Source organism: Vibrio sp. 10N.222.55.C6, from assembly GCF_041473395.1.
Lineage (GTDB): Bacteria > Pseudomonadota > Gammaproteobacteria > Enterobacterales > Vibrionaceae > Vibrio > Vibrio crassostreae_C.
In genome coordinates this window covers 1-389 of the sequence record NZ_JBFRSD010000782.1, presented here as the reverse complement: position 1 = coordinate 389, position 389 = coordinate 1, and the positions used below count along the sequence as shown (strand labels likewise).

Here is a 389-nt window from a genome sequence, read left to right as displayed (position 1 = left end):
GATCCTAGACCGTATAAGTTAGCGGTAGATGAAGCGCAGTTGGCTTTAGAGCAAGTCCAGCAAGATAACGCTGAGCTAGATGCCTCTTTGTTAGCGGCGCAAGCTGATGTCAATGCCAGCCAAACCACATCACAACAAAAACGCAGCGAAGCAAAGCGTCTTAATGCACTGTACAAAACTAATGGCGTATCCCAACAGCAACGCGATCAAGCTGACAGCGATGCCGCTGCGGCTGAAGCAAATTTGCTGGCAACCCAAGCCCGTTTAAAGCAATTAGAAGTGAGCCGCGGTGTTTACGGTAACAATAACTTAAAAGTACGTCAGGCCGAAAATCGCTTAGCCCAAGCCAAATTAAACCTGTCTTATACCCAAGTTCATGCGGATCAAGA

Annotated in this window: 1 pseudogene; it reads left to right on the top strand. The window is 47.6% G+C overall.

What is annotated here, in order from left to right:
• Positions 1-389 (top strand): annotated as a pseudogene (locus AB4486_RS26145) (HlyD family secretion protein); the annotation flags it as partial.